The organism is Bacillus sp. AM1(2019) (assembly GCF_009906915.1).
GTDB classification, from domain to species: Bacteria; Bacillota; Bacilli; order Bacillales; family Bacillaceae; genus Bacillus; species Bacillus velezensis.
This window is the reverse complement of the sequence record NZ_CP047644.1, coordinates 3,818,576-3,844,299: the sequence shown is the minus strand read 5'-3', so window position 1 is coordinate 3,844,299 and position 25,724 is coordinate 3,818,576. Positions and strand designations below refer to the sequence as shown.

Below are 25,724 nucleotides of genomic sequence, written 5' to 3'. Positions count from 1 at the left end.
TAAAGCGGGCCTGGTTTTGTTTATTGTCTCAATTTGCTGTGCTTGTACGAATATAAAAAGTAAACGATGACGCCGATGATCAGCCAGACGGCAAAATAAAGCCACGTTTTCAGCGGCAGATTGACCATTAAAAACAAACAGCAGATAATGGCCAAAATCGGCAGTACTGGTACAAAAGGCACTTTAAATCCCCGCGGCAGATCCTTATGGGTGCGGCGCAGAATCAGCACGGACAGACTGACCATGGCAAATGTCAATAGCGCGCCGATGTTTGAGAGATCTGACAGCTCTTTCAGATCAACAAAACCCGCGATGCAGGCGCTGATCAGTCCGATCAGCCATGTATTAAAGATCGGCGCTCCCGATTTCTTTCCGACAATGGTAAAGACTTTCGGCAGCATTCCGTCTCTTGCCATCGCAAAAGATATACGGGTCGCCGCATATGTATGGGCGAGAACGACGGCCATCAGTCCGATCACCGCACCGGCAGCGATAACGCCCGCCACCGCGTTTTGTCCGACAGTCTGTAACACATATGACATGGCTTCCGGCACATTAAGCTGTGAATACGGAACCATACCCGTCATGACGAGACAGACGATGACGTATACCAATGTACAGATCACCAGTGAACCGATAATACCGATCGGCAGGTTGCGCTGCGGTTTTTTGACTTCTTCAGCCGAAGCGGAAATCGCGTCAAACCCGAGAAACGCAAAAAAGACGGCAGAAGCCCCTGTAATGACGCCTTTGATTCCAAAAGGCATAAAAGGATGCCAATTGCCCGGCTTTACAAAAAAGCTTCCTGTGATGATAAACAGCAAAACAATTCCGATTTTTACGAGAACCATTACATTATTAAAGGTTTTGCTCTCCTTGGAGCCGCGTGACAGAACGACGGCAATTAATAGAGTAATGATGATGGCAGGAAGGTTGACGATGCCCCCCTGGCTCGGCACGTGCAGCAGACTGTCCGGCAAAGGCATGCCGATTTCGGCTAACAGATTATTAAAATAACTTGACCAGCCGCTTGCCACCGCCGACGCCGTCACCATATAAACGGATAAGAGCGTCCAGCCCATTAAATGGCCGACAATTTCTCCCATGGTGGTATAAGAGTAAATATAGGCGCTTCCGTAAACCGGGAGAACAGAAGCGATTTCGGCGTAACATAATGCTGCAAGGCTGCAGACAACGGCTGCAATGATAAAAGAAAAGATTACGGAAGGCCCGGCGTTTTTCGCGGCCGTAATGCCTGTAAGAACCATGACGCCCGTCCCGATGACGGCGCCGATGCCCAGTAATGTTAAATCAAATCCACCCATCGTTTTGGCAGTCTGCCTGTTTCTGCTTTGTTCAAGCAGCTGGGTGATGTCTTTTTTTTGTAGGATATTCCGCAACACGCATCCCTCCATCCAAAAGCAAAAGCCAAGAGGGACTCTTTGGCTTTTACCCGTGTCACATTCTGTGTAATCGACAATCCTGTGTTCTGTTTCCCCGTCTGTTCCGTTTCTTTTCCAGTCATATTGTCTGCCGCATCCGATCAGATTATCCTTTCTGTCAAACGCAGTCACCCTTAATGATTTTACCTGAATCATGTCTATAAAACCAGCATTGCATAAAAGGGATGGGTGAAAAAGTAGGAGATAATAGTCTGTATAGGGCAGGATAAAAGTTGCGGGCTTTCCGGCCGAAATTTTGACTTTCCCCGCGAGGTATCAGTAAAATGTAATAAAAAACAATCAAATGATGATGGATGCATCTTGAAATGGGGAGTTTCTGCATGGAGCACGATATATTGCAAGCAAATGTACTGGATTACGCGCTCACGAAATATTTAAAGAGCACGAAAAAGCTTGATGAGGCGACAATTCCGAAGAGTATAAACAATATCAGAGGATTTATTCTCAGGATTATTTACCGGCACGGCACGTGCACGATTAAAGATATATTGCAGGAAGTCACATTATCGCCTTCAGCCACGACAACCGCTCTGAATCATTTAGAAAAAGAAGGTTTCGTGGAAAGGTCGAGAAATAACGAAGACCGGCGCACGGTATGGATGACGCTTTCCGAATCGGGAAAAATGGCGGCCATGCAAATGATTGAAAACCGGCAGATGCTCATTGACGAGCTGTTCGAAGCGTTGACAGAAGAAGAAAAGAATACCTTTTTCAGCCTCGTTGAAAAAGTAATGAAATAAGCCGGCCTGACATAGCAGCGCCGGCAGTTATCAAGGATTACTCCGTATCGCTGATCCGTTTGCCGGCGACGGCGTAATGATCCTTTCTCATTTCTTCAATCATGACAATGATCTTTTCTTCGGCTGCGCCTGTCGTTTCTTTTACGGCTTCTGTCACTTTTTCAACCAGATTCCGTTTTTGTTCATCTGTGCGGCCTTCAAGCATTTTAACGGTTACGAGCGGCATGGTGCTGATCCTCCTTTATCGTTTCCTCTCTTTGGAAGAGAGGTCACTTATAGTATACTGAATGAAGGACAATCTTGCATTTTTTAAAAAAGGGGATTTTTACATTTGGACAGATTTTTATATTATCCGCTGGAGCTTATGCCCTATGTCGTGATTACGCTGATCGTGGCATTTACGATGCATGAACTGGCGCACGCGTATGTTGCGTATCGGTTCGGAGACGATACCGCGGCGAGACAGGGCAGATTAACGCTCAATCCGATTAAACATCTTGATGTTTTCGGAACGATTCTAATTTTGGTCGCGGGTTTCGGCTGGGCCCGTCCGGTGCCGGTGAACCGCCGCGCCTTTAAAAGACCGCGGCTGGCGGGAGTGCTGGTTTCCGTCGCCGGGCCTGTAAGCAACCTGCTTCTTGCCTTTATCGGTTTCTTTTTGCTAGTGTTGATGCATGCTTACGGAATGGAGCTGCTTTCTGCATTCAGCATGGGGCTTGACCGCTTTTTCTCTATTTGGATTCAGCTGAATCTCGCGCTGTGTTTATTCAACCTGCTGCCGCTTCCTCCGCTTGACGGCTACCGGATTATTGAGGATCTCGTGCCGCCGCGGGTGCGCGCCAAAATGACTCAGTTTGAGAGTTACGGGATTATCGTGTTTCTCGTGCTGTTTGTGACACCGGTCGGCTCCTATGTCGTGTGGCCGCTGTTAAGCGAGGGGAGAGACTGGATTCTCAAGGTATTTGCCATTATATTTCAACCGCTTTTGTAGGAGGGTATTTTCATGGAAGAAAAAAAGAAGAAAACAATCGGATTTAATATTATTAAAAGTGATCCGACCGACGGACATGGCGGTTTTGGCGCCGGGGCGCTGAGCCTTGACAATATTTCTCCGGTATTTGTCGATGTGGAAGAGAAGGAAGCCTTCGTTGACATCGGCGCAATGCATGCCCGCAGTGTCGTTGAAAAAGGCATCAAATTCCTGCCGAACAAAGATGAAGTGCCGAACGGAAAACCGTACTGGCTCGTGTGGGTCACCATCGACAGAAAAGAAGAAGGCCCTTATTACGCGGGTGTGACGGCTTGTGAAATGACTGTGGACAGAAGTATCCGCAGAGGCTATAAGTCATTGCCGGAGCATGTGAATTTAATGGATAAATCAATGAAGCGCTGCATTATCGTGGACAAAATGGACGCCAGCTCAAAGCAGGTGCTTGCTGAATTTCTGCAGAAGCATGACCAGGGGCTCTGGGAACGTTCATCTGATGAATTGAAAACAGGTCTGCTTCCGGAAGAAAAATAATTTGTGAACTTTTTGTGAACTTTATAAATATTTGCACTATTTTACATTTGTACTGAGTAAACTGTTGATACAGAATCAGGACATGGAAAGTCCCGAGCCGAACCAAGACTCGGGGTTTTTCATGTTTACGCGGAGGTTTCATCATGTTCACCGTCTTTGAAATCGGGCCTTGGGTCATTGAAGCAGATGCGGCGGCAACGAGAAAACAATACGAAAAATCATGGCCTGATCCTTGCGATTGCGGGCACTGCCGGAACTTTTCCGAGGCGGTGAGTCTTCTTCCCGCCGAGAAAACAAGGCTGTTTACGCAGTTTGGGATTCGTCCGGCTGTCTGTCACGATTTGGGGGAGCATGGAAAGGAAAACGGCCTGCATCATTATGCGGGCAGCTATCCGATTGTCGGCAGGTTTAGGGAAGGCTGGCCGAAGTTTCATATCGAGAGGGCGGGAGACATCCGCTTTTCGTTTTCATTGCCGAGTACAACATTTTTTATACCGAAGGGTTTTCCTGACCCTATTATCCATCTCGACTTCTCTCTTTTGCTCCCATGGGTGCTTGAGGAAGACGCGGATTAAAGCCCGGCGCGCAATGCACCGGGCTCAGTCTTTTTTGCCGAGCCACTTATCCCACCATTTTTTGCGCGGAGCTTCTTTGCGGGCGGGGGCGTGTTCCTTTTCTTTTTTAGACGGTTCCGGTCCGTAGCATACATCCGCGGGCTCAGTGCCTGCGATGAAATACGTATAATGCTTTGCGGCGCAGCCGGGTCCCGAAGTGTAGCCGGAAGCGGGATCGATATAGACGCCCGTGACGCCCTTCGGCGGTTTAAGCGCTATTTCCGGTTCTCCTTCGAGCGCCTTCTCCATAAAGTCCGCCCAAATCGTCTTCGCATAGCTTTTTTCTTCTACTGAATCAATCGTGCTGCTTTTGTCATAGCCTGTCCATACACCGGCGGCAAGAGCCGGGTTAAAGCCGATCATCCAGCTGTCTGCGCTCGTCGTGCCTGATTTACCGCCATAGGTTCGGGTCAGCCGGTCAGAAATGGTGCGTCCCGTGACGGAAGTATAGCCGTTTAAATCCTGATCAAACATGCCCGTCATCATGCTCGCCGTCACAAAAGCGGCTTTTTTATCAAGCGTCTGCTGATGTCCGCGCGGCTGTTCATACAAGACATTGCCGGCGGTATCCGTCACTTTTGTGATAAAGGAAGGGGTGATTTGTTTTCCCCCGTTTGCGAGCATCGCGTAGGCATTAACCATCTCAATCGGGCGCACGGGTTCAGTTCCGAGCGCCAGAGACGGAAGGGGCTTTAAATGTTCGCTGATGCCGAATTCCTTTGCCGCCGACACGAGCTTATTCATGCCGAGAAAGAGATGGGTCTTCACGGCATAAATGTTGTCTGATAACGCAAGTGCCTGAAGCAGCGTAATCGGTTTATTGGCGTAGTAGCCGTTGTAATTGCTTGGAGAATAAGTATCTCCGTTGTCGTCAATCTGGAACTCTGTGGCTTCGCTTTTCATCAGCGTGACCGGTGTAAAGCCGCTTTGAATCGCTTTGTAGTACAAAAGCGGCTTGATCGTGGAAGCAGGCTGCCGTTTCGCCTGTGTCGCCCGGTCAAACGGGCTTTTTTCGTAGTCACGTCCGCCGAGAAGCGCAAGCACGCGCCCTGTTGCCGGATCAATCGCGGAAAAGCCGACCTGAATGTCAGAGCCGGTACGGATCGTATGTGCCACAGTGTTTTCCGCAATCCGCTGCATGCGCTTATCAAGCGTCGTATAAACACGCAATCCGCTCGTTGCCAGCTGTTCGCGCGTCATGCCGAGCTTTTTCCCGAGTTCTTTCATCGCATCATCGTAAAAATAAGGCGCCGTTTTCGCCGCGGTTCTGTTTTTCAGCGGCTGATAGGCAAGCGGCGTTTTCTTAAGCCTTTCCGCCTTTTCTTTTGAGATCATTTTTTGGCCGATCATCAGTCGGAGAATGGTTTCCTGGCGCTGTTTGGCCTTCTTTTCGCTGACATATGGCGAATAGCCGGACGGGCCTTTCGGTATGCCCGCCAAAAGCACGGCTTCCGCATCGTTCAGATCTTTGGCGTGTTTGCCGAAATACAGGCGCGAGGCGGCTTCAATTCCGTATGCACCGTGGCCGTAATATATCGTATTTACATAACCTTCTAAAATCTCGTTTTTAGAATAGTTCTGTTCAAGGCGGATCGTGTAAAATGCTTCGTTCCATTTTCGTTTCCATGTCTTATCATGCTCAAGGTAGAGATTTCTCGCGTATTGCTGGGTGATGGTGCTTGCGCCCTGAACCTTGGCCATTGCCTTTATGTCAGCCAGCGCGGCGGCGGCCATCCGCCGGTAATCAAAACCGTGATGATTGTAAAAGTTTTGATCCTCCACCGCAATGGCGGCCTGCACCGCTATCGGATTGATATCTTTTAACCGGACCCAGTAGCGCTTTTCCCCGAAATCGGTCTCACCTAGCTTTGAGCCGTCATTTGCATAAAGAATCGTAGACTGAGGAACCCGGACGGAGGGGGCGCCCTGCCATTTCGCTGCAAGAAGAACGGATGTGAAGCAGACGCCGGCCAGCATTCCGCCGATCAGTGTCAGAAAGATGCAGGCGCGGATGATTTTGAACGTGATTCTGAGCTGTTTTCCAGATACTTTATCCACTTTTGGGAACCCCCTTTTTCATGATTCTATTATTATGTGAAAAAAGGGGGTTTTTTAAACATATCAAACCGGACACTTCTTTACTTTTTCCCCTCCATCCTCTATACTTTTTCCTTAGGTGAAAATGAGATTTTAACCGGAATAAAAGCGATACAGACGCTTACAATAAATGAAATAAGCCTTGAAAGGGAGATGACAATTGAGCGAGCTTTGGTATACGGAGAAGCAGACGAAGAATTTCGGCATTACATTAAAGGTGAAACAAACTTTACATACGGAACAGACGGAATTTCAGCATCTGGAAATGGTGGAGACAGAAGAATTCGGCAACATGCTGTTCTTAGACGGAATGGTCATGACTTCTGAAAAAGACGAATTCGTCTATCATGAAATGGTTGCGCACGTCCCGTTATTTACGCATCCGAATCCGGAAAACGTCCTCGTTGTCGGCGGCGGAGACGGCGGTGTCATCAGAGAGATTCTGAAGCACCCAAGCGTAAAAAAAGCGACGCTTGTCGACATTGACGGCAAGGTTATTGAATACTCTAAAAAATTCCTTCCGTCCATTGCGGGCAAGCTTGATGATCCGCGCGTCGACGTGAGAGTCGATGACGGTTTCATGCACATCGCGAAATCAGAGAATGAGTATGACGTCATCATGGTTGATTCAACAGAACCGGTCGGACCGGCCGTCAATCTGTTCTCAAAAGGCTTCTATGCCGGAATTTCCAAGGCGTTAAAAGAAGACGGCATCTTCGTCGCGCAGACGGACAACCCGTGGTTTACACCGGAGCTGATTACAAACGTACAGCGTGACGTGAAAGAAATCTTCCCGATCACCCGTCTGTATACGGCTAATATCCCGACGTACCCGAGCGGCCTGTGGACATTTACAATCGGTTCTAAAAAGTACGATCCGCTTGAAGTGGAGGACAGCCGTTTCTTTGACATCGACACGAAATATTACACAAAAGAGCTTCACAAAGCGGCATTTGTTCTTCCGAAATTTGTGAGCGACTTAATCAAATAAAAACGTATGGCGCAGGAGCGAATCTTGCGCTTTTTTACAGGAAAGCGAGGGTTTTATCATGAGGTTTGATGAAGCATATTCAGGAAAAGTATTTATCGCAAGCCGCGCCGACTGGAAAGAGGCGGACGCCATCCTTTACGGCATGCCGATGGATTGGACGGTCAGCTACCGTCCGGGTTCGCGTTTCGGCCCGGGGAGAATCCGCGAGGTGTCTATCGGTCTTGAAGAATACAGCCCGTATCTCGACCGTGACTTGGCTGATTTGAATTTCTTTGACGCCGGCGATATTCCGCTTCCGTTCGGCAATCCGCAAAGAAGCCTTGATATGATTGAAGAATACGTGGACAGCATTTTAGAAAAAGGAAAGTTCCCGCTCGGCATGGGAGGGGAGCACCTTGTATCATGGCCTGTCATAAAAGCCATGTATAAGAAATTTCCGGACCTTGCCATCATTCATTTTGACGCGCACACCGACCTGCGCACGGATTATGAAGGCGAACCGCTTTCCCACTCTACTCCGATCCGCAAAGCGGCCGAGCTCATCGGGCCGCAAAACGTATTTTCATTCGGCATCCGTTCCGGAATGAAGGAAGAATTTGAATGGGCGAAAGAAAACGGCATGCACATTTCTAAGTTTGAAGTGCTTGAGCCGCTGAAAAAAGTGCTGCCGCAGCTTGCGGGACGCCCTGTTTATGTCACGATCGATATCGACGTGCTTGACCCCGCTCATGCGCCGGGAACGGGCACGGTTGACGCAGGAGGCATCACGTCTAAAGAATTGCTCGCGTCCATCCATGAAATCGCGCGATCAGAAGTCAATGTAAAAGGCGCTGACCTTGTAGAAGTCGCGCCGGTCTATGACCACTCAGAACAAACCGCAAACACGGCAAGCAAGATGATTCGTGAAATGCTGCTTGGGTTTGTGAAATAAAAGAATTTCCCCCGCTTGAAACACGCGGGGGCTTTTTATATTGTATATAAACTACTTAGAAGTTAGTTATTTTACCATTAATAATTGATGTCATTGATAAAAATTATATAATAGGGTATTATTTAGTAAATACATCTTTAGAAAGGAAGTTAGAATGAAAACAGCAGTAGAAAATGAATTGGAATTAAAAAAGATTGAAATTTCAGTAATTAAACTGATAATTGCTGAAAAACCTAATAAAGAGATCGCTAAGTCATTAAACTACTCGCAGCGTAATGTCGAATATATCATAGCCGGTCTCTGTAAAAAGTGGAATGTGAGTACTAGAGTCGGTATTGTTTCGGAAGCATATAAAAGGAATTGTATACAGTGAACGATATGAAAGAAAAACCCCTATTGAGGGGGTTTATTTATATATGCTAAAAAAACATTCTATACAGGAATGCCGTAAAAATAAAAACTGAGATTGTCAGGTAGTTCAAATTTGTTCTCCATTTCAGAAGAATAAACAAAAGAAATAAGTATGCAATATTGAACAAATCAAAGATAGAAAAAATCAAATGATTACTTGTGAAAAATAAACTAGTGTTTGGATGTTCTGCGAAAATATTTTTGAATGATATAAGTAAAAACTTAATTGCGACCGGGATGTTAGAAAACATAAATAGGGAATAAAAAGTTTTGATCTTAATTTGAGCGCCAAGAAAATTTATAATGAGAAATAATACAAATCCTTCAAAAATCACCCCGAACATTAAAAGAAACAGTGCGGCTATTGCAATGATATAATCTAAATGTTTTACTTGCTCAACAACTTGTATAGGGATGTTTTTGGGAATTAAACTTTTCATAAAAGGTAATAGGGAACTTAAATAAAAAGCTAGCCCGATAATATAAAACAAAAATGAGGACAAAAAATTAATGTTTCGGTCCTTAAATGAAGATAATTCAATTTGCATAATCCTAAGAGACTCCTTTTATAAAGATAGGTGTAATAAATGTTTCTAACATAGCTGCTATCATTAAACCGAGAAATATAATACCAATATATTTAAAAGTGAATTTTAAATTTATTTTGAGGAGTAATAAATCCAAAGTTAATTTCATTCCTACAGAAGCTGCAAGAAGCAATACCGGGACTTCAATTATTCCATGGGGTATAACAAGCAGTAAAAGGTTTAAATTGTCTTTGATGTTTCCTATGGCATTTCCTAAAATTAATCCATTAATAATTAAAACTGCAATCGTGCCAAGTGACAGCGTCAACGGGCCTAAAAAAACAAGCAGACTCGCTACTTTAATATTATTAAAGAAAATCTGAAAAAAATCCGGACGGATATTTCGATTTAGATTATTTACATTTGAAGCGGGATCTGTATAAAAATAAGCTGTAAATAAAGCAATTAAAAATAAGATCAGACAGAGTATGTACAATTTGACTAAAACGTTCTTTTTAAACAAAGTATTTTCATCCATTCGTTTAAGGGACTGCCAGGGATATTGAATTTAATGTTTTATGTTAAGCTGCTGCTGTACTTGCTGCAGCCAATTGTTCTAAAACGGCTAATGGCAAGCCTGCACCAAGAGATCCTAAAACAGTAATGATAGCCAGGACTGAACCCGTTGCGGTGATAGCACTGACAATCCAACTAGGAGCTATTATTCCAGCTCTGTTTAAAATATCGATGACATCCATGCTTAAATGATTATGTTTTATACTGAAAAGAGCGAGAACAATGATTCCTGATGCTACTAATGTAAAAATCGCTTTACTATTTTGTGTTTTTAAAAGTAGACTCATTTTTTCCTCCAATTTTTTCAATATCCCCAGCAAGTTAAATAATAAAATATATTGGAAGCTATTTGAATTGCGGATTTCCGAAAAAAATAGTTAAGAGGTGAAATCCGTTAAGGTATCTGCTGGCTTATTTCAGTACAAAGAAAGCCGGACCATATGTATGATCCGGCTTTCTTTGTACTGAAACATTTATACTTTTTTTTCAAGAATAATATCAAAATAATCGGCTGCCCCATAACCTGAAATAGGAGGAGCAAATATTTGGACCAGCTTCCATCCTTGCTGCGAATACTTTTCAATAATTTCTTTATAGTCTTCTTTAGGCTTTCCTTTCCACCGGTTTACTTCTACTTTTATGAACTTATATTCGTACATTGCTGTATAATCCTCCGGAAGTGTATTGGAATTGTTACCTTGTTTTTCGATTATGATAAACTTGAATCCATAAATAGAGCGCGCAGCCTATTAAAAGTATTGGAAATTGCCATCCTGTATTTCCGTTTTTAAAATAATCTATTAATGACCATATCAGTAAAGCGACAGTATAAAAACTAAATGCTATTCTGGCGGCTATACCCGATTGGTGTTTTTGCATCTCATCCATTTTCTTCATAAGAACCGCTCCCTTAATTTTTTTTGGCGTTATAGTTGAATACTTTATCTATTCCCGTATTTAATGCGTGAGCTATCGAAAAAGCCAGACTTAAAGTCGGGTCATATTTATTATTTTCAATTGCATTGATGGTTTGTCTGGTCACATTGCAGAGCTTAGCCAGATCATTTTGTGAAATATCAGCTGCTGTTCTAAGTTTTTTTATATTGTTATCCACTAAAACCCTCCTTAAATATTTTTGTTTTTATTTTAAATTTTCAAATTTATATATATTTATTTTAAATAATATATGTATATGTGTCAAATACTTTTTACATATTTGAATTTTAAGGGATACTTTTTGTTTTTGCAAATTAGTTGTTTATATAAAAAACGGCTTGCAGTTTAACCTGCAAGCCTAAAAGTAATCATTATTTAAATCATTCCGCGCTGAGCAACTTCAAATTGATGTTCCGGTGCACTTGCAATGTCGGCTGAAACAAAAATAGTGCCTATCGCTAAGCAAGTAAGTGCTAATTTATACTTCAATTTCATACAACTTCACACCTCCTTGAATCTGCTGTCTTGTTTCTTCCACCTTTAAAAAATATGCGGAAGCCTTCTCGAAATTTTCTCTTTCATGATAATATTTTGCCACATCTAAGGCAAAATCTTCAAGATCAGCATACATCAATTTATCTCTGAGAAAGTCAAAACATTCCATGATTGCTTCTTCATCAGGCTCACCGACATATAAAGATTCTAAAAATTCATACTCGACTATATATAGGGAATCTTCTGCCTCCTCTGCATAAGATACCCCTTTGTCATGATATTGTCTGGCTATGGCCGTATTTCCGATTTTATAATGTATTTGTGTGATTAAGAAATAGGCTTGCGGGAGAGAAGTGATGATGTTCCCATCTTCAAAAACAGCTATTGCCCGTTTTATGTAGTCAATGGCTGGTTTGTAATTTTCTTGGCTGTTAAAACAAAGTCCGATATTATATAGAGTCCGGCCCATTAATTGAGGCTGCTGTTCTGCCTCTGCCATGGCATAAGCTTTTTTAAAATGCTGAATTGCTTCATCATATTGCTTTAAGTCAAGAAAGTTGGTAGCGAACAATGAATGGCACTGAAGCACCCTTATATTATATGCCTCCTGCTTATGATAAATTTTATAAGCCTGCCGGGCATAATCCATAGAAAAATAAGTCTGCTTCATATAATAGTAGGACTCTGACATCTTAAAATAAAATTCAGCTTTCTCGATACAATCTTTGACAAAATCAAGCTTATATTCAGCTTTCTTAAAAAACTGAATCGCTGAAAGATATTCACGGCATTCCAGCTCATACATCCCCCGGAAAAAATTAAAATAATAATCAAGCCGTCCGGTCAGCCGGGCCTGCTTTTTATCAATATCCGCGAGCAGCTCCGATAGTCTCGGCTGTTCTTCTATCCGCTGCGATTCCAGCGGTTCGAGGTATTCGAGCATCAGATTGTGGCGGAATTCCATGAGAGAATAGTACAGATGTAGATCTTGATCATCTTCCAGGCCTGCAAGTTCTTCTTTGATTTCTCTCCGTAAGTACTCGGCGTCCGGGATGCTGAACCTTCGAATGTACATATACCATTCGTTGATTTTTTCTCCAACCGCTGAAGACGATAAAACACTCGCCACTATTCCGAATCCCTCCCTTCCACTTTATGTATATGACATATTTTATCATTTTCATTCGGAAGGATAGCGCAAAAATACCGCAAACTTTTCCCCGTTGACAAAGCCGTCCGCCGAAGGAACCGCATTTATCCCGCAGACCGGGATTTCCGGTTTTTTCATTTTCCTTAAAAATCATGTTTATCTTCAAAACCAATCAGCAAAGATGGTAAGATAGGAGGAAGCGGTTGAACTTTTTCCCTTGAAAACTTATACTATTCAGGTTAAGCGGGATGATGAAAAGGAAGTGTCAGCATGAGACAGGAGACACCAGTAGCCATTCATGTGCAATCATTCATACACAACGGCTCAGAAGAAGAGTCGGTTGAATTTACATCGAGTGGATTCTATTACGTGAGAAACGGCAAAACGTATCTTTCCTATCACGAAGAGCATGATTTGGGCAAGATTAAAACGGTCGTCAAGATCACAGAAAAAGAGATTCTCGTGATGAGATCGGGCGCCATCCAAATGAAACAGCGGTTCATTCCGGGGGCATCGACACTCACTCAATATAAACTGCCGTTCGGACAAATGGAGCTCCGTACGGAAACAAAAAACATACAAGCTGATGTCGGCGGTTCGGAAGGCTCCGTCAAAATGACATATAACATGACTGTAGGCGAAAACCAAGAACATGTACATAACATGACGATCCAATATAAGGAGGAAACAAAGGCATGAATATTGCGGAACAGATGAAGGACGTGCTGAAGGAAGAGATCAAAGCGGCCGTTCTGAAAGCGGGCCTGGCGGAAGAAAGCCAGATTCCAAGCGTACTGTTAGAAACGCCGAAAGAAAAAACACACGGTGATTATTCCACAAACATGGCGATGCAGCTGGCGAGAATCGCAAAAAAAGCGCCGCGACAAATCGCTGAGGAGATCGTGGCGTCATTTGATAAAGGCAAAGCTTCCATTGAAAAGATGGATATTGCGGGGCCCGGCTTTATCAACTTTTACATGAACAACAGCTACTTAACAAAACTGATTCCGTCCGTGCTTGAAGCGGGTGAACATTACGGAGAAACAAACATCGGACAAGGCGAAAAGATTCAGGTCGAATTCGTATCGGCCAACCCGACGGGAGATCTTCACTTAGGCCATGCGCGCGGCGCGGCGGTAGGTGACGCGCTGTGCAGCGTGCTTTCTAAAGCGGGCTATGATGTGAGCCGCGAATACTATATTAATGATGCGGGCAATCAGATTAACAACCTGGCGCTTTCCGTTGAAGTCCGTTATTTTGAAGCGCTCGGTCTCGAGAAACCGATGCCGGAAGACGGCTACCGCGGCGAGGATATTATCGCCATCGGGAAAAAGCTTGCCGAAGATTTCGGCGACCGTTTCGTACATGAAGAGGAGAGCGAACGTCAGGCGTTTTTCCGTGAATACGGCTTAAAGTACGAGCTTGATAAACTTCGCTCCGACCTGGAAAATTTCCGCGTGCCGTTTGACGTATGGTATTCTGAAACGTCACTGTACGAAAACGGAAAAATTGATCAGGCGCTCGAGGCGCTTCGCGAAAAGGGCCATGTATACGAAGAGGACGGCGCGACATGGTTCCGTTCCACAACGTTCGGCGACGATAAAGACCGTGTGCTGATCAAAAAAGACGGTTCATACACTTATTTGCTGCCGGATATCGCATACCATAAAGACAAACTTGACCGCGGATTCGACAAGCTCATCAATGTATGGGGCGCGGATCACCACGGGTATATTCCGCGTATGAAAGCGGCAATTGAAGCGCTCGGTTACAAGAAAGGCACATTGGAAGTTGAGATCATTCAGCTCGTTCATTTATACAAAAACGGCGAAAAAATGAAGATGAGCAAACGTACGGGGAAAGCCGTAACGATGCGCGACCTGATTGAAGAGGTCGGCCTTGACGCGGTTCGTTATTTCTTCGCGATGCGCAGTGCTGATACGCACATGGATTTTGACTTGGATCTTGCCGTATCTACATCTAACGAAAACCCTGTGTATTATGCGCAATACGCACATGCACGTATTTGCAGCATGCTTCGCCAAGGGGAGGAGCAGGGACTTAAACCGGCGGCAGATCTTGATTTCAGCCATATTCAATCAGAAAAAGAATATGACCTGCTGAAAACGATCGGCGGCTTCCCTGAGGCAGTGGCAGAAGCGGCGGAAAAACGCATTCCTCACCGTGTCACAAACTATATTTATGATCTGGCTTCCGCTCTGCACAGCTTCTACAATGCGGAGAAAGTCATCGATCCGGAAAATAAAGAGAAGAGCCGCGCGCGTCTCGCTTTAATGAAGGCGACGCAAATTACGCTGAACAATGCGCTTCAGCTGATCGGAGTATCCGCTCCGGAAAAAATGTAATGATGATCAAAGGACAAAGTCTTCGGGCTTTGTTCTTTTTTTGTATATAAAGCGTGTGATGTAATTCACAATCCCGCACACTGAGTTTTTGTATGATAAGACTGATATTGAATCAGTGAAAGGGGCAAGCCGAATGATCAATCGTCAACATATTCAATTATCGTTGCAGTCATTAAGCTTAGTGGCAGGGTTTATGGTGTGGGTGCTGATTTCATCGCTCATTTCTCAAATGACATCAGATATTCATTTAAGCAAAGGCGAGATTTCATTGGTGACGGCGATTCCCGTTATTCTCGGATCGCTTCTCCGTATTCCTTTAGGATATTTAACGAACAGGTATGGCGCGCGGCTGATGTTTATGATCAGCTTCATCCTGCTTTTGTTTCCTGTATTTTGGATCAGTATCGCGGATTCTTTATTTGATTTAATCGCGGGCGGCTTTTTCTTAGGGATCGGAGGAGCGGTATTCTCCATCGGAGTGACGTCCCTCCCGAAATATTATCCGAAAGAAAAGCACGGTGTCGTCAATGGGATTTACGGTGCCGGAAACATCGGGACCGCCGTTACTACCTTTGCGGCGCCGGTTATCGCTCAAGCCGCGGGATGGAAAGCAACCGTGCAGATGTATCTTGTTTTGCTGGCTGTTTTCGCATTACTGCACGTTTTGTTCGGCGACCGGCATGAGAAGAAAGTCAAAGTTTCCATAAAGACACAAATGAAAGCCGTTTACCGAAATCATGTGCTGTGGATGTTGAGCCTGTTTTATTTTATTACGTTCGGCGCCTTTGTCGCCTTTACCATCTATCTTCCGAATTTTTTGGTTGAGCATTTTGGGCTGAGCCCTGCGGACGCCGGTTTACGGACGGCCGGCTTTATTGCGGTCTCTACACTGCTCAGGCCTGTGGGAGGGTTTCTTGCAGATAAATTGAGTCCGCTCCGTATTCTGATGTTCGTTTTCGCAGGGCTTACGCTGTCAGGCGTCATGCTGTCATTCTCCCCGACGATCGGCCTTTATGCGTTTGGATCGCTGACAGTGGCAGTCTGCTCAGGGATTGGAAACGGGACGGTATTTAAACTGGTGCCTTTCTACTTTTCGAAGCAAGCGGGGATTGCCAACGGTATTGTGTCAGCTATGGGCGGACTGGGCGGTTTTTTCCCTCCGCTGATTCTGGCAAGTGTATTTCAGGCAACAGGCCAATACGCGATCGGGTTTATGGCGCTTTCAGAGGTCGCGTTAGCCAGCTTTGTTCTTGTGATCTGGATGTATTGGCAGGAAAGAATGAAAACACATACGGAGAGAAACGGTCAGAGCCTCAATTCATAATGATCCATTCACAAGATTGTTAGTTTTTTCTGGGTGAGTGCAAATCAAGTCACGTTACAATATACATACGCAACGTGACTTTCTTCGAGGTGAGCTCATGAATATTCTCTCTGTCCGAAAATCTGATAAAGAACTTCTTTCCCGCGAACTGCATGAATTGCTGGAATCGATCAGTACGAAAAGGAAAATGAAAAAACACACTTATTTGTTTCAAGAAGGAATGGATGCAAAAGAGCTTTATCTGATTCAATCAGGACTCATTGAAATCGGCAAGCTGACGTCTGACGGAAAAGACCTGACGCTTAGAATCTGCCAAAAAAACGATATTGTCGGGGAATTGACGCTATTCACAGATGAGCCGAGATATATGCTCAGTGCGAAAGTGTTAGAGGATGGCGAGGTGCTCGTCATTAATAAAAACAAGCTGGAAAAGGAATTGATCCAAAACGGTGTTTTGACGTTTGAATTTATGAAATGGATGAGCACCCATCTTCGAAAAATCCAGTCCAAAATCAGGGACCTGCTTCTTCACGGCAAAAAGGGGGCGCTCTATTCCACCCTTATCCGCTTATCAAACAGCTACGGGGTGGAACGAAGTGACGGGATTCTGATTAACATTGTGCTGACAAATCAGGATTTGGCTAAGTTTTGCGCGGCGGCAAGGGAGAGCGTCAACCGCATGCTGGGAGACCTCCGCAAACAAGGGGTTATTTCGATAGACGAAACCGGAAAAATTATTTTGCACAAGCGGGACTATTTACGATGCGAGATCGAGTGTGAAAATTGCCCGCTGGAGATTTGCAATATTGACTGAAAAAACAAGGGCAGCCGGTGTCCTTGTTTTTCAGCTTGTGATACATATACACATGACGGCGAAAAAGAAGCCGGCATTTACGATTTCCAGAATGCCGATCGTTTTCACCGGCCAGTCTCTTCCGTGAAAAAACCAGGCCCGCAGACTGCTTGGGATAAAAGCGAGAAACGCCCAGCCTGCCCCGAGAAGAGCCGATAAAAAGGGGAGCAAGAGGTGATATCCCCATGACCAGTATGCAAAGGTTCTGTTTTTTCTCTCCCGTATGACCGATTTCACATAAAAAGAACTCCCGATAAAAAATAAAGCAGACTGCAAGAAAATAAACCAAGCCCAGCCGTCAAGGGTTCCCGTTCCCAGCCAGCAGCTCGCAAGCCCGCCTGAACAAAAGAACAGAACACCCGCAATATCATTCGTGAGCGCCCGCTCGTTTTTTCGGCGGGCATAATGCGTATGTATGAGAAACAGCGGCAATAAAAAAACGCCGATCCAGACGAGCTGCGGCTTATGAAAGACAGAAATGATCAAAAAGCAGCAGGCCGGAAAACCGTAATACCATATCCACTTTTGATAAGGCTGAAGCTGTTTCTTTTTCAAAGCGAGCGAAACGGGATAAACCGCTAAGTATAGGAAAAGCCAGCCCAGAAAGAGCGGAATATGCCAGAAAACCGGGCCACCCTTGACCATGCCGAGTAAAAATGGAATCAGCAGCATCGCCCATGCGCCGTGCTGCTTCGGAATCATCGCCTTCATCGAAACCCTCCTTTTTATTTCATTATAAATGCAGACACTCTCCTGATAAGTGACTTTTATCATACAAGCTGTGAAATACATCACTGCCGCGCGGCCTCAATCGGGCTACACTAAAGCTATCCTTAGCACAGGAGGCTTTCCTATGAATCAGTGTGACTATTTATTATTTCTGAAACAACTTCCTATGTTTAATGAAGTGCCTCTGTCCATTGTCGAAACCTTGCTGAAAAACGGGACGTTTATCCGCGGCTCATCTGACCAATCTCCATCCTTTCTTCATTCACAATCCGTTTATATTGTATTAAAAGGCAATATCCGTTTTACGGACAGCAGGCTCCCTGAAGGGTCGCAAACCGTTGCGCTGTGGGAAAAAGGCGATGTGTTTCCGATTGATGAAAAAGGCGGGCTCTATTTATCGCCTTTTATCTCAGTCAATGCCTCACCGGATATTCTTGTACTTCATATTCCATATTCCGTATTTAAGCAAATGATGTCTTACCATCCGCGGCTGCAAATGAACTTTTTGGCGATGCTTCAGCAAAATGTCTTCTGTTCCTATCAGTTGTTTTTGCGGTATCTGCATACATCACGGGATGAAAACGCCGAACCCGGTTCTTAAACAGAACCGGTTTTTTTGATGACGCGGGCGTCCCCATATCGTTTGAAAATCCTTCCTGCTGCTCTGTGTGAACGTTTTGTGAAAAAAGCAGAGTGTGTGACATAGTTCACAAGTTGATGCGCCGTCTCTGTTTATAGTGTACATAGCATCACCTGACTCGGAAGGAGTGAACGATCATGAAGAAAAAGAAAATGAGTCCGTTGCTCAGGAGATTAAACTATTTTTCTCCTATCGAACATCATTCAAATCATCATAGCCAAACGACAAGCGAAGATCGTGATTGGGAGAATGTATACAGAAACAGATGGCAGTACGACAAAGTCGTTCGCTCCACCCACGGCGTCAACTGCACGGGTTCTTGCAGCTGGAATATTTATGTGAAAAACGGAATTGTCACGTGGGAAGGACAAAACTTGAATTATCCATCAACAGGCCCTGATATGCCTGATTTCGAACCGAGAGGCTGTCCGCGGGGGGCCAGTTTTTCTTGGTACATCTACAGCCCGCTCCGTGTGAAATATCCATATGTGCGAGGTGTGCTGATCAATTTGTGGCGGGAAGCATTGCAGGCGCATCAAAATCCGCTGGATGCCTGGAAATCGATTGTTGAAAATCCTGAAAAAGCGAAGTCCTATAAACAGGCAAGAGGGAAAGGCGGCTTTGTCCGCGCGGAATGGCCGGAAGTGCTGAAGCTGATTTCAGCCTCTCTGCTGTATACAGTGATGAAATACGGGCCTGACCGGAATGTCGGTTTTTCTCCGATTCCGGCGATGTCCATGATCAGCCATGCGTCAGGCTCGCGATTCATGTCGTTAATCGGCGGCCCAATGCTCAGTTTTTATGACTGGTATGCGGATCTTCCGCCGGCGTCCCCGCAAATTTGGGGCGACCAGACGGACGTTCCGGAGAGCAGTGATTGGTACAATTCAGGCTATATCATCACATGGGGCTCCAACGTTCCGTTAACGAGAACGCCTGATGCGCATTTTTTGGCGGAGGCCCGCTATAAAGGCGCTAAGGTCATTTCGATCAGCCCGGATTTTGCGGAATCCTCAAAGTTCGCAGATGACTGGCTGAGTATCCGCCAAGGGACTGACGGGGCGCTTGCGATGGCGATGGGTCACGTCATTTTGCAGGAATTTTACGTGAACCAAGAAACTGAACGTTTTATTGAGTACGCGAAGCAATACACCGATTTTCCATTCTTCGTCACTCTGTCAAAAGAGAACGGCGTGTATACAGCCGGGCGGTTTCTGCATGCGAAAGACATCGGGCGGCAGACAAAAAATGATCAGTGGAAGCCGGCGGTCTGGAATGAACAGACAGGTGCGTTTGCCATACCGCAAGGCACAATGGGCTCCCGCTGGGACGGGCAGCAGAAATGGAATCTGCATATGATCGACGAAGACACCGGGGAACCGATTGAACCGCGTCTCTCCGTGCTCGGAATAGAGGACGAAATCGGCATGGTGCGCATTCCGTATTTTTCAAATGACGGAAACAAAGTGCTTGAGCGGAATCTTCCTATTAAAAAATTGGATCTGAATGGTGAAGAAACGTACGTCACGACCGTGTTTGACTTGATATTGGCCAACTACGGCGTGAACCGGGGCATCGGCAGACAATCAGCCGCATCCTACGATGATCCCCGTCCGTTCACACCTGCCTGGCAGGAACAGATCACGGGAATTAAAAGAGAAGCCGTTATACAGATTGCCAGGGAGTTTGCCCAAAATGCGATCGATACAGACGGCAGATCCATGATTATCGTAGGGGCGGGGATCAACCACTGGTTCAACTCCGACACGATTTACCGTGCGGTGTTAAATCTTGTTTTACTCGTAGGCGCCCAAGGCGTAAACGGCGGAGGCTGGGCCCATTACGTGGGGCAGGAAAAGCTCCGTCCGGCTGAAGGGTGGCAGACGATTGCAACCGCAAAGGACTGGGAAGGCGTGCCTAAACTGCAAAACGGCACCTCATTTTTCTACTTTGCGACAGATCAGTGGCGTTATGAGGACCAGCCGATCAGTGATTTGGCATCACCGATTGCTGTGTCATCCCGCTACAAGCATCACGCCGATTACAATGTGCTGGCGGCGCGATTAGGGTGGCTTCCGTCTTACCCGACATTCAATCAAAACGGCATTGATCTGTACAAAGAAGCTGAGAAGGCGGGGGCGGCGACACCTGAAGACGTAGGTGCGTACGTGGCCTCACGGCTTCAAGAGAAAAAACTGAAATTCGCGATTGAAGACCCTGACAATGAAGTGAATTTCCCAAGAAATCTCTTCGTATGGCGGGCAAATCTGATCTCAAGCTCAGGGAAAGGGCATGAATATTTTCTCAAGCATCTGCTGGGGACGACGAACGGTTTGATGAATGACGACAGCGACAGCATCCGCCCTGAAGAAATCAAATGGCGGGAGCAGGCGCCGGAAGGCAAGCTCGACTTGTTAATCAATCTCGACTTTCGAATGGCGGGTACGGCGCTGTATTCCGATATCGTGCTGCCGGCGGCGACATGGTATGAAAAACACGATCTCAGCAGCACGGATATGCACCCGTTCATTCATCCTTTTGCTCCGGCCATCTCGGCGCCGTGGGAATCGAGGTCAGACTGGGATATTTTTAAGGCACTGTCAAAAGCCGTTTCCGATCTGGCGGAAGAAGTCGAGATGGAGCCGGTGAAAGAAGTGGTTGCGACGCCGCTCCTCCATGACACGATGCAGGAATTGGCCCAGCCATTCGGCAAAATCAATGACTGGAGCAAGGGCGAATGTGAAGCCATTCCGGGAAAAACGATGCCGAACATCCATGTCGTTGAACGGGATTACAAACACATTTTTCATAAAATGACCGCGCTCGGCCCTCATACGGCTTTAAAACCGAGCGGAACAAAAGGGATGAGCTGGTCGATTGCGGATGAATATGAATCACTCAAACAGAGACTGGGAGAAACCGATTCAAACAGCGTTGCCAAAGGATGCCCGAATATAAGTGAAGCGAAGCAGGCGGCGGAAGCGATTTTAACCCTGTCGTCCACCTCAAATGGAAAAGTCGCCGTGAAAGCATGGAAATCGCTTGAAAACATCACAAACCTGGAGCTGAAAGACCTGGCGGAAGAGCGCGAGGAAGAATGCTTTACGTTCGAGCAAATTACAGCCCAGCCGAAAACGGTCATCACCTCTCCGGCCTTTACCGGTTCAGAAAAAGGAGGGCGCAGGTATTCGCCGTTTACGACGAATGTGGAAAAATTAATTCCGTGGCGGACGCTGACCGGCAGACAATCCTATTATGTCGATCATGAACTGATGATGGAATTCGGTGAAACGATGGCGACATTTAAACCGATCCTTCAGCATCGTCCGTTCCTAAGCAAACGGCCTGATCAAGAGGGCAAAGAAATCGTCCTTAATTATTTGACGCCGCATAATAAATGGTCCGTCCACAGCATGTATTTTGATTCTCTGCCGATGCTGACGCTGTTCCGCGGCGGGCCGACCGTGTGGATGAATAAAGATGACGCAGAGGACACGGATATCAAAGACAACGATTGGATTGAATGCTTCAACCGAAACGGCGTTGTCGTCGCGAGAGCGGTTTTGTCTCATCGGATTCCTAAAGGAATGGCGTTTATGCACCATGCCCAGGACCGCCACATCAACGTGCCCGGCACAAAACTGACGAATAACCGCGGAGGCACCCATAACAGCCCGACAAGGATTCACGTCAAGCCGACCCAGATGATCGGGGGCTACGCCCAGCTCAGCTACGGCTTTAACTATTACGGTCCGACGGGGAATCAGCGCGACCTGAATGTCGTCATCCGCAAGCTGAAGGAGGTCGATTGGCTTGAAGATTAAAGCGCAAATCGGTATGGTCATGAACTTGGATAAATGCATCGGCTGCCACACGTGCAGCGTCACCTGTAAAAACACATGGACAAACCGTACCGGTGCGGAATATATGTACTTCAATAATGTAGAAACAAAGCCGGGCATCGGCTACCCGAAGCAATGGGAGGACCAGGACAAATATAAAGGCGGCTGGACATTGAAAAAAGGAAAGCTCGAGCTGAAATCAGGCTCGAAAACAAACCGGCTTGCAGGCCTTTTCTATAACCCGAACCAGCCGACGATTGATGACTACTATGAACCTTGGAACTATGATTATGAAACATTAACAAACAGCCCGCAGAAAAAACACCAGCCGGTGGCGCGCCCGAAATCGTCCTTAACGGGGGATTTCATGAATATCGAATGGGGCCCGAACTGGGAGGATGATCTCGCGGGCGGGCATATTACGGGTCTTGAAGATCCAAACGTGCAAAAGATGGAGGAATCGATCAAAACAGAATTCGATGAGGTCTTTATGATGTATCTGCCGCGTATTTGCGAGCACTGCATCAACCCGGCGTGCGTGTCATCCTGTCCGTCCGGCGCCATGTACAAACGCGAGGAGGACGGCATTGTGCTTGTGGATCAAAACGCATGCCGTTCATGGAGATATTGCGTCTCATCCTGTCCTTATAAAAAAGTCTATTTTAACTGGCAAACGAATAAAGCGGAAAAATGCACACTCTGCTTTCCACGCTTGGAGGCGGGGCTACCGACCATCTGCTCCGAAACGTGTGTGGGCAGAATCCGCTATCTCGGCGTCATGCTGTATGACGCGGACAAAGTGGAGGAAGCGGCCTCTGTTGAAAATGAAAAGAATCTCTACCAATCCCAACTGGACGTTTTTCTTGATCCGAATGATCCTGAGATTGCCAAACTGGCAAAAGAACAAGGCATCCCGGCTGAATGGATAGAGGCTGCGCAGCAATCGCCGATCTATAAAATGATCATCGACTGGAAGATTGCGCTTCCGCTTCACCCTGAGTACCGTACGCTGCCGATGGTTTGGTACATTCCGCCGCTCAGCCCGATTATGAATCTCTTTGAAGGAAAAGGAAGCCGGCAAACGGCGGAAGCGATTTTTCCGGCTATCGACCAAATGAGAATTCCGATTGACTATTTGGCGCAGCTATTAACGGCCGGTGATACGGATCATATTCGGTCAACGTTAAAGAAAATGTCCGTCATGCGCCAGTATATGAGGGCGGTTCAGACGAATAAATCCATCGACCCGGCATTGGTCTCCAGTGTCGGTTTAACAGAACAGCAAATTGAAGACATGTATCGGCTGCTGGCAATCGCCAAATATGATGACCGTTTTGTGATCCCGAGCAGTCATCGAGAAGAAGTGTCAGATTTATATGCTGAACAAGGGAGCTGCGGCTTATCATTTTCAGGCGGCCCGGGCTCTTGTTTCTAATTTTTCATAAATGAGGTGTAATAACATGAACACCACAGACCGGCAAATGACGTTCTCCGCTCTTTCCGTTCTTCTCTCATATCCGGAGGAAGAGTGGAGAACCGAGATTCCCGATTGGAAGGCTCTTATCCATGACATCACCAATCAGCAAATCCGGGAGAAATTGCTGCACTTTTTAGAGGCGGCAGCCGGCTTTTCTCCGCAAGCGCTGATTGAACACTATGTGTATACGTTCGATTTCGGAAAAAAAACGAATATGTACGTCACCTACTTTAACTCAGGCGAACAAAGGGAACGCGGCATTGAATTGCTGCATTTAAAAAATACCTACCAGCAATCCGGTTTCCTGCCGACAGAGAAAGAACTGCCTGATTACCTGCCGCTGATGCTGGAATTCGCCGCAGTTGCGGAGATTGAAGCGGTGAGAAGCGTGTTTGAAAAATACCTGTCCAATGTGAGAGAGCTGGCTTCCCGCCTCGAAAAAAATGACAGCATCTATGCTGAGCTGCTGCACGTGCTGCAGGCCGCACTGGAAAACATCGGTGTACGTGAAAGCATTGAAGAAGGGGCTGTTCAGGCATGAGCGGGCAGATCCTGTGGGGCGTTATGCCATACATTGTATTGACGATCTTTATCGGCGGGCATATTTACCGCTATCAGCATGACCAATTCGGCTGGACGGCGAAATCAAGCGAGCTGTTAGAAAAGAAAAAACTCGCCGCTGGTAGCACACTTTTTCATTGGGGACTGCTGTGCGTTGTCGGCGGACATGTCATGGGAATTTTGATCCCGGAAGGCGTGTATGCTTCCCTTGGCATTTCCGAGCATATGTATCACAAAATGGCGATCGGCGCAGGCCTGCCGGCGGGGATTGCTGCATGTGCCGGACTTGTCATCCTGACATACAGAAGGCTGTTTGACAAAAGAATCCGCAAAACCAGCTCGCCATCGGATATCTTGACGCTTATTCTGCTGCTGTTCATGATGCTGTCGGGCGTTGCGGCCACATTTCTTAACATTGATTCGAAAGGCTTTGATTACAGGGCAACAGTCGGGCCGTGGTTCAGGGAAATTGTTTTGTTCCGGCCTGACGCTTCTTTGATGGAGAGTGTCCCGCTATGGTTTAAGTTTCATATCATCATAGGGTACGTCGTTTTTATCCTTTGGCCGTTTACAAGATTGGTTCACGTGTTCAGCCTGCCCCTCAAGTATTTGACCCGCAGCTATGTTGTCTATCGGAAACGCACGTAAAAATCCCCCCTGCAAGAGGGGGATTTTTTATGGTGAAAAAATAAAAACATAAGATATTTTCTGCCAAGGTAATGGCTGGGCGGCCGGGATTCCTGTTATGTTTTATTTGGAAATAACAGCAACAAAAGGAGAGTGAAGAATGAAGCGGATTTTCCTCATTTTAGCCGCCTGTCTGATGACAAGCGCCGGCGTCCTGACACTCAGACATTCTCATGTATTAACCGGCGGAACAGCGGGACTGTCACTAAGCCTGTCATACTTGTTTCATTCCTCGTTTGCGATTATCTTCTTTCTGATTAATATCCCGTTTTATATATTTTCTCTCATCAGAATGGGAATCAAATTCACTCTATCCACCGTTTTTGCAGTCACAGCGCTGACTCTGTTTACAGGCGCGGATCACTGGCTGCCGCCGGTCTCTGTTTCACCGCTTGCCGGGGCGATTTGCGGCGGGGCGCTGATCGGGTTCGGCCTGTCGCTCATGTTTTATCATCAGGCATCGCTCGGCGGCGCCAATATCCTCGCTTTATTTCTGCAAAAGCGCTGCGGATGGAATCCGGGTGCCGTTAATTTCCTCTTCGATTTTGGCGTCGTGCTGGCCGGCATTTTTTCCGTCGGGTTGCTGAAAGGGCTCTTCTCCTTAGTGTCGATAGCGGTCACCGGTCTGATCATCGGCATCTTCAAAAATAAAATCAAAGGCAGCTGCTCGCTCAATCCGGCATTGCTTCAAAACATCACACCCAGCCAATCACAGGAAGCGTCATCATAAGCCTTTCCGCTCGTGCGGAGAGGCTTTTTCATATGTTTACAAGCCGGAAAACAGAGGGTATA

28 protein-coding genes are annotated in these 25,724 nt (G+C 46.2%); 17 read left to right on the top strand and 11 right to left on the bottom strand.

From position 1 onward, the window contains the following. Positions 1 to 20 precede the first annotated feature (20 nt). On the bottom strand, positions 21 to 1,415 hold the full coding sequence (locus GNE05_RS19115) for an amino acid permease (protein ID WP_050496158.1): 1,395 nt from the start codon (positions 1,413 to 1,415) through the stop codon (positions 21 to 23). A 368-nt stretch (positions 1,416 to 1,783) separates the two neighbouring features. Between GNE05_RS19115 and GNE05_RS19105 the strand changes: the two genes are divergently transcribed. Beyond that, positions 1,784 to 2,203: a MarR family winged helix-turn-helix transcriptional regulator gene (locus GNE05_RS19105; protein ID WP_007407650.1), complete on the top strand. Its 420-nt coding sequence runs from the start codon at positions 1,784 to 1,786 to the stop codon at positions 2,201 to 2,203. A 37-nt stretch (positions 2,204 to 2,240) separates the two neighbouring features. Here GNE05_RS19105 and GNE05_RS19100 read toward each other — a convergent pair whose 3' ends face one another. Further along, the gene (locus GNE05_RS19100) at positions 2,241 to 2,429 is read right to left on the bottom strand and encodes a 2-hydroxymuconate tautomerase (protein WP_003151042.1); all 189 of its coding nucleotides are present in this window, start codon (positions 2,427 to 2,429) and stop codon (positions 2,241 to 2,243) included. A 105-nt stretch (positions 2,430 to 2,534) separates the two neighbouring features. Here GNE05_RS19100 and GNE05_RS19095 point away from each other — a divergent pair, with 105 nt between their 5' ends. The 3 genes from GNE05_RS19095 (at position 2,535) to GNE05_RS19085 (ending at position 4,300) form a co-directional block, all read left to right on the top strand. Beyond that, positions 2,535 to 3,194, top strand: a complete 660-nt coding sequence (locus GNE05_RS19095; RefSeq protein WP_003151043.1) for a site-2 protease family protein — start codon at positions 2,535 to 2,537, stop codon at positions 3,192 to 3,194. Between the two features lie 12 nt (positions 3,195 to 3,206). After that, on the top strand, positions 3,207 to 3,725 hold the full coding sequence (locus tag GNE05_RS19090) for a YwhD family protein (protein ID WP_007407649.1): 519 nt from the start codon (positions 3,207 to 3,209) through the stop codon (positions 3,723 to 3,725). A 143-nt stretch (positions 3,726 to 3,868) separates the two neighbouring features. Then, positions 3,869 to 4,300: a hypothetical protein gene (locus tag GNE05_RS19085; RefSeq protein WP_088056391.1), complete on the top strand. Its 432-nt coding sequence runs from the start codon at positions 3,869 to 3,871 to the stop codon at positions 4,298 to 4,300. Positions 4,301 to 4,324: 24 nt separating this feature from the next. On the opposite strand, the gene GNE05_RS19080 is transcribed toward GNE05_RS19085, so the two are convergent. Then, positions 4,325 to 6,397 carry a transglycosylase domain-containing protein gene (locus GNE05_RS19080; RefSeq protein WP_014419133.1) on the bottom strand — a complete coding sequence of 691 codons (2,073 nt, stop codon included), beginning with the start codon at positions 6,395 to 6,397 and terminating at the stop codon, positions 4,325 to 4,327. Positions 6,398 to 6,596: 199 nt separating this feature from the next. Between GNE05_RS19080 and speE the strand changes: the two genes are divergently transcribed. From speE to GNE05_RS19065, 3 genes are all read left to right on the top strand, one after another. After that, entirely contained in the window at positions 6,597 to 7,427 is an 831-nt protein-coding gene (gene speE / locus GNE05_RS19075) for a spermidine synthase (RefSeq protein ID WP_003151052.1), read from the top strand. 58 nt (positions 7,428 to 7,485) lie between these two features. Further along, positions 7,486 to 8,358: an agmatinase gene (speB, locus tag GNE05_RS19070; protein WP_160183093.1), complete on the top strand. Its 873-nt coding sequence runs from the start codon at positions 7,486 to 7,488 to the stop codon at positions 8,356 to 8,358. 154 nt (positions 8,359 to 8,512) lie between these two features. Then, complete coding sequence (locus GNE05_RS19065) at positions 8,513 to 8,731, top strand: helix-turn-helix transcriptional regulator (protein ID WP_003151056.1); 219 nt, start codon at positions 8,513 to 8,515, stop codon at positions 8,729 to 8,731. A 590-nt stretch (positions 8,732 to 9,321) separates the two neighbouring features. On the opposite strand, the gene GNE05_RS19055 is transcribed toward GNE05_RS19065, so the two are convergent. From GNE05_RS19055 to GNE05_RS19025, 7 genes are all read right to left on the bottom strand, one after another. Next, positions 9,322 to 9,834 carry a stage II sporulation protein M gene (locus tag GNE05_RS19055; protein ID WP_031304384.1) on the bottom strand — a complete coding sequence of 171 codons (513 nt, stop codon included), beginning with the start codon at positions 9,832 to 9,834 and terminating at the stop codon, positions 9,322 to 9,324. 43 nt (positions 9,835 to 9,877) lie between these two features. After that, a complete protein-coding gene (locus tag GNE05_RS19050; protein WP_007407643.1) occupies positions 9,878 to 10,159 on the bottom strand; it encodes a hypothetical protein in 282 nt (93 codons plus the stop codon). A gap of 186 nt (positions 10,160 to 10,345) precedes the next feature. Next, entirely contained in the window at positions 10,346 to 10,531 is a 186-nt protein-coding gene (locus GNE05_RS19045) for a DUF4177 domain-containing protein (protein ID WP_007407642.1), read from the bottom strand. A 34-nt stretch (positions 10,532 to 10,565) separates the two neighbouring features. After that, on the bottom strand, positions 10,566 to 10,769 hold the full coding sequence (locus GNE05_RS19040) for a hypothetical protein (protein ID WP_007407641.1): 204 nt from the start codon (positions 10,767 to 10,769) through the stop codon (positions 10,566 to 10,568). Between the two features lie 13 nt (positions 10,770 to 10,782). Continuing rightward, positions 10,783 to 10,986, bottom strand: coding sequence for a helix-turn-helix transcriptional regulator (locus tag GNE05_RS19035; RefSeq protein WP_003151064.1), 204 nt, complete (start codon positions 10,984 to 10,986; stop codon positions 10,783 to 10,785). Between the two features lie 197 nt (positions 10,987 to 11,183). Next, complete coding sequence (locus tag GNE05_RS19030) at positions 11,184 to 11,303, bottom strand: PhrC/PhrF family phosphatase-inhibitory pheromone (protein WP_021494790.1); 120 nt, start codon at positions 11,301 to 11,303, stop codon at positions 11,184 to 11,186. Next, on the bottom strand, positions 11,287 to 12,432 hold the full coding sequence (locus GNE05_RS19025; RefSeq protein ID WP_014419129.1) for a response regulator aspartate phosphatase: 1,146 nt from the start codon (positions 12,430 to 12,432) through the stop codon (positions 11,287 to 11,289). Before GNE05_RS19025 ends, GNE05_RS19030 begins: the two co-directional genes overlap by 17 nt. Positions 12,433 to 12,723: 291 nt before the next feature. Here GNE05_RS19025 and GNE05_RS19020 point away from each other — a divergent pair, with 291 nt between their 5' ends. The 4 genes from GNE05_RS19020 to GNE05_RS19005 all read left to right on the top strand — a co-directional run bounded on the left by GNE05_RS19020 (position 12,724) and on the right by GNE05_RS19005 (position 16,957). Next, positions 12,724 to 13,152: a YwiB family protein gene (locus tag GNE05_RS19020; RefSeq protein ID WP_014419128.1), complete on the top strand. Its 429-nt coding sequence runs from the start codon at positions 12,724 to 12,726 to the stop codon at positions 13,150 to 13,152. After that, entirely contained in the window at positions 13,149 to 14,819 is a 1,671-nt protein-coding gene (gene argS, locus GNE05_RS19015; RefSeq protein WP_014419127.1) for an arginine--tRNA ligase, read from the top strand. The genes GNE05_RS19020 and argS overlap by 4 nt, the downstream gene beginning before the upstream one ends. A 133-nt stretch (positions 14,820 to 14,952) precedes the next feature. Continuing rightward, positions 14,953 to 16,143, top strand: a complete 1,191-nt coding sequence (gene narK / locus GNE05_RS19010; protein WP_154817753.1) for a nitrate transporter NarK — start codon at positions 14,953 to 14,955, stop codon at positions 16,141 to 16,143. Between the two features lie 97 nt (positions 16,144 to 16,240). Then, positions 16,241 to 16,957: a fumarate/nitrate reduction transcriptional regulator Fnr gene (locus GNE05_RS19005; protein ID WP_007407631.1), complete on the top strand. Its 717-nt coding sequence runs from the start codon at positions 16,241 to 16,243 to the stop codon at positions 16,955 to 16,957. A gap of 30 nt (positions 16,958 to 16,987) precedes the next feature. Here GNE05_RS19005 and GNE05_RS19000 read toward each other — a convergent pair whose 3' ends face one another. Further along, complete coding sequence (locus tag GNE05_RS19000) at positions 16,988 to 17,707, bottom strand: YwiC-like family protein (protein WP_154817752.1); 720 nt, start codon at positions 17,705 to 17,707, stop codon at positions 16,988 to 16,990. Positions 17,708 to 17,849: 142 nt separating this feature from the next. On the opposite strand from GNE05_RS19000, the gene GNE05_RS18995 reads away from it, so the two are divergent. From GNE05_RS18995 to GNE05_RS18970, 6 genes are all read left to right on the top strand, one after another. After that, positions 17,850 to 18,326, top strand: a complete 477-nt coding sequence (locus GNE05_RS18995; protein WP_022553929.1) for a cyclic nucleotide-binding domain-containing protein — start codon at positions 17,850 to 17,852, stop codon at positions 18,324 to 18,326. Between the two features lie 176 nt (positions 18,327 to 18,502). Further along, on the top strand, positions 18,503 to 22,189 hold the full coding sequence (locus GNE05_RS18990) for a nitrate reductase subunit alpha (RefSeq protein ID WP_160183092.1): 3,687 nt from the start codon (positions 18,503 to 18,505) through the stop codon (positions 22,187 to 22,189). Then, positions 22,179 to 23,642, top strand: coding sequence for a nitrate reductase subunit beta (gene narH / locus GNE05_RS18985; protein ID WP_160183091.1), 1,464 nt, complete (start codon positions 22,179 to 22,181; stop codon positions 23,640 to 23,642). The genes GNE05_RS18990 and narH overlap by 11 nt, the downstream gene beginning before the upstream one ends. A gap of 25 nt (positions 23,643 to 23,667) precedes the next feature. Further along, positions 23,668 to 24,225 (top strand): nitrate reductase molybdenum cofactor assembly chaperone, encoded by a 558-nt coding sequence (narJ, locus tag GNE05_RS18980; protein WP_160183090.1) that lies wholly within the window; start codon positions 23,668 to 23,670, stop codon positions 24,223 to 24,225. Next, on the top strand, positions 24,222 to 24,893 hold the full coding sequence (gene narI / locus GNE05_RS18975; protein WP_007407624.1) for a respiratory nitrate reductase subunit gamma: 672 nt from the start codon (positions 24,222 to 24,224) through the stop codon (positions 24,891 to 24,893). The genes narJ and narI overlap by 4 nt, the downstream gene beginning before the upstream one ends. Positions 24,894 to 25,032: 139 nt before the next feature. Next, a complete protein-coding gene (locus GNE05_RS18970) occupies positions 25,033 to 25,662 on the top strand; it encodes a YitT family protein (protein WP_160183089.1) in 630 nt (209 codons plus the stop codon). Positions 25,663 to 25,724: the final 62 nt, after the last annotated feature.

Bases quoted from the DNA above. Each gene is read 5' to 3' on its own strand.
- GNE05_RS19115 (WP_050496158.1), bottom strand. From the start codon at position 1,415: ATGGAGGGATGCGTGTTGCGGAATATCCTACAAAAAAAAGACATCACC.
- GNE05_RS19105 (WP_007407650.1), top strand. From the start codon at position 1,784: ATGGAGCACGATATATTGCAAGCAAATGTACTGGATTACGCGCTCACG.
- GNE05_RS19100 (WP_003151042.1), bottom strand. From the start codon at position 2,429: ATGCCGCTCGTAACCGTTAAAATGCTTGAAGGCCGCACAGATGAACAA.
- GNE05_RS19090 (WP_007407649.1), top strand. From the start codon at position 3,207: ATGGAAGAAAAAAAGAAGAAAACAATCGGATTTAATATTATTAAAAGT.
- GNE05_RS19085 (WP_088056391.1), top strand. From the start codon at position 3,869: ATGTTCACCGTCTTTGAAATCGGGCCTTGGGTCATTGAAGCAGATGCG.
- speB (WP_160183093.1), top strand. From the start codon at position 7,486: ATGAGGTTTGATGAAGCATATTCAGGAAAAGTATTTATCGCAAGCCGC.
- GNE05_RS19065 (WP_003151056.1), top strand. From the start codon at position 8,513: ATGAAAACAGCAGTAGAAAATGAATTGGAATTAAAAAAGATTGAAATT.
- GNE05_RS19055 (WP_031304384.1), bottom strand. From the start codon at position 9,834: ATGGATGAAAATACTTTGTTTAAAAAGAACGTTTTAGTCAAATTGTAC.
- GNE05_RS19050 (WP_007407643.1), bottom strand. From the start codon at position 10,159: ATGAGTCTACTTTTAAAAACACAAAATAGTAAAGCGATTTTTACATTA.
- GNE05_RS19045 (WP_007407642.1), bottom strand. From the start codon at position 10,531: ATGTACGAATATAAGTTCATAAAAGTAGAAGTAAACCGGTGGAAAGGA.
- GNE05_RS19040 (WP_007407641.1), bottom strand. From the start codon at position 10,769: ATGAAGAAAATGGATGAGATGCAAAAACACCAATCGGGTATAGCCGCC.
- GNE05_RS19030 (WP_021494790.1), bottom strand. From the start codon at position 11,303: ATGAAATTGAAGTATAAATTAGCACTTACTTGCTTAGCGATAGGCACT.
- GNE05_RS19020 (WP_014419128.1), top strand. From the start codon at position 12,724: ATGAGACAGGAGACACCAGTAGCCATTCATGTGCAATCATTCATACAC.
- argS (WP_014419127.1), top strand. From the start codon at position 13,149: ATGAATATTGCGGAACAGATGAAGGACGTGCTGAAGGAAGAGATCAAA.
- narK (WP_154817753.1), top strand. From the start codon at position 14,953: ATGATCAATCGTCAACATATTCAATTATCGTTGCAGTCATTAAGCTTA.
- GNE05_RS19005 (WP_007407631.1), top strand. From the start codon at position 16,241: ATGAATATTCTCTCTGTCCGAAAATCTGATAAAGAACTTCTTTCCCGC.
- GNE05_RS19000 (WP_154817752.1), bottom strand. From the start codon at position 17,707: ATGAAGGCGATGATTCCGAAGCAGCACGGCGCATGGGCGATGCTGCTG.
- GNE05_RS18995 (WP_022553929.1), top strand. From the start codon at position 17,850: ATGAATCAGTGTGACTATTTATTATTTCTGAAACAACTTCCTATGTTT.
- GNE05_RS18990 (WP_160183092.1), top strand. From the start codon at position 18,503: ATGAAGAAAAAGAAAATGAGTCCGTTGCTCAGGAGATTAAACTATTTT.
- narJ (WP_160183090.1), top strand. From the start codon at position 23,668: ATGAACACCACAGACCGGCAAATGACGTTCTCCGCTCTTTCCGTTCTT.
- narI (WP_007407624.1), top strand. From the start codon at position 24,222: ATGAGCGGGCAGATCCTGTGGGGCGTTATGCCATACATTGTATTGACG.
- GNE05_RS18970 (WP_160183089.1), top strand. From the start codon at position 25,033: ATGAAGCGGATTTTCCTCATTTTAGCCGCCTGTCTGATGACAAGCGCC.